The organism is Devosia sp. LC5 (genome assembly GCF_000735585.1).
Taxonomy (GTDB): domain Bacteria; phylum Pseudomonadota; class Alphaproteobacteria; order Rhizobiales; family Devosiaceae; genus Devosia.
Window position 1 is genome coordinate 1 of sequence record NZ_JNNO01000039.1, and the last position, 1718, is coordinate 1718.

Consider the following 1718-nt stretch of genomic DNA (forward strand, 5'->3'; position numbering starts at 1 on the left):
GGGTGGGTTTGCCGATGGCTGGTTTGGGTTTGGCAAGGCGGTGTGGGGCTCGGGGCGGCGCAGCGGGCTGAGCGATGGGGTGATGAGCCATGGGCGCGATGTGCTGGGCTTTGCGGTGAAGCTGGGGGACTGGGTGGGCCCGGGCGATACGCTCGTGGTGACGGCGGGGTGCGATCGGCGGTTTGCTACTTGCAAGGCCAAGTTTGCCAATGCGGTCAATTTCCGCGGTTTTCCGCATATTCCGGGCAGCGATTATGTGCTGCGCCATCCGCGCAATGGCGATGCGCTGGATGGGCGGGCGGTGGTGAAATGAGCCCCGATGCGGTGGTGAGCGCGGCGCGGGCATGGCTGGGCACACCCTATCGGCATCAGGCGGCGACGCTGGGTGCGGGGTGTGATTGCCTGGGCCTGCTGCGCGGCGTTTGGCGGGCGCTCTATGGGGCGGAGCCCATGGCGATGCCGGCTTATCGGGCGGATATGCGGGACCCGGCTCATGCCGGAGCGTTGCGGGCGGCGGCGGAGCTGTTGCTGGTGCCGGCGGATGGCGCGCTTGCCGCGGGGCAGGTGGTGCTGTTCCGGCTGAGCGGGATGGCCGAGGCCAAGCATTGCGGGATTTTGCTGGGGCCCCGGCGGTTTATCCATGCGCAGGAGCGGCTGGGCGTGGTCGAGGCGAATTTGACCGAGGCCTGGGCGCGCAGGGTGAGTAGGCGGTTCTGGTTTCCCGGCGCCTGAAGAAAGAAACCCCTCATCCACCCTTCGGGCCTTCTCCCTCAAGGGGAGAAGGTGGGGCGGCCTGTGGTATTTTTGAAATGGAGAAGCCGACATGGCAACGCTTGCGCTTTCGCTGGCTGGACAGGTTGCGGGTGCGCTGGTGGGCGGGCCGTTTGGCGCAACGCTGGGGCGGGCGCTGGGGGCGATGGCGGGGAGTGCCATCGATGGCATGCTGTTTGGCGAAAAGGCCAGTGCCAGCGCCAATGACCTGCGGCTGCAGGGCTCGTCCGAGGGCGGGGTGGTGCCGCGGCTTTATGGGTGGAGCCGGCTTTCGGGCAATATCATCTGGGCGCGCGAGCTGGAACTGCTGGGCGATGGCGGCGGGGCCAAGGGCATGGGCCAGCAGGGCGAGGACGAGGTGGGTGCCAGCTTTGCCGTGGCCTTCTGCGAGGGCGAGGTGCAGCGGCTGGGGCGCATCTGGGCCGATGGGCAATTGCTCGATACCGAAGGGCTGACGCTGCGGTTTTATCGCGGCACGGAGGACCAGCTGCCCGATGGGCTGATCGAGGCGACGCAGGGGGATGCACCGGCCTATCGCGGGATTTGCTATCTGGTGGTCGAGCAATTGCCGCTGAGCAAATTCGGCAATCGCATCCCGCAATTGTCGGTGGAATTGTGCCGGCTGGTGGGGGAGCTGGAGCCCAATATCCGGGCGGTGACGGTGATCCCGGGGGCGACCGAATTTGGCTATGATCCCAGCCCCCGTGTGCGGGTCGTGGGGCCGGGCAGTACCTGGGGCGAGAATACCCATGTGGCGCGGGGCAGTAGCGACTGGACCTGCTCGATCGACGAACTGGTGGCGCTATGCCCCAACCTGGAACATGTGGCGCTGGTGGTGGCCTGGTTTGGCGACGACCTGCGCGCCGGCAATTGCGTGGTTGGGCCGCGGGTTGAAAGCGCGGCGCGGGATGTGCGCGGTGTCACATGGAGCGTGGGCGGGCTGGGAC

General features: G+C 67.3%; 2 protein-coding genes and 1 pseudogene. All 3 read left to right on the forward strand.

Features of this window, described 5'->3' with window-relative positions; genetic code table 11:
• A partial coding sequence (locus tag FF80_RS16040) for a phage BR0599 family protein (RefSeq protein WP_035102445.1) occupies positions 1 to 313 on the forward strand: 313 nt, incomplete at its 5' end.
• Positions 310 to 732: an NlpC/P60 family protein gene (locus tag FF80_RS16045; protein WP_035102447.1), complete on the forward strand. Its 423-nt coding sequence runs from the start codon at positions 310 to 312 to the stop codon at positions 730 to 732. The genes FF80_RS16040 and FF80_RS16045, both read left to right, overlap by 4 nt.
• Before the next feature lie 91 nt (positions 733 to 823).
• Positions 824 to 1718: pseudogene (locus FF80_RS16050) on the forward strand (hypothetical protein); the annotation flags it as partial.

Bases quoted from the DNA above. Each gene is read 5' to 3' on its own strand.
- FF80_RS16045 (WP_035102447.1), top strand. From the start codon at position 310: ATGAGCCCCGATGCGGTGGTGAGCGCGGCGCGGGCATGGCTGGGCACA.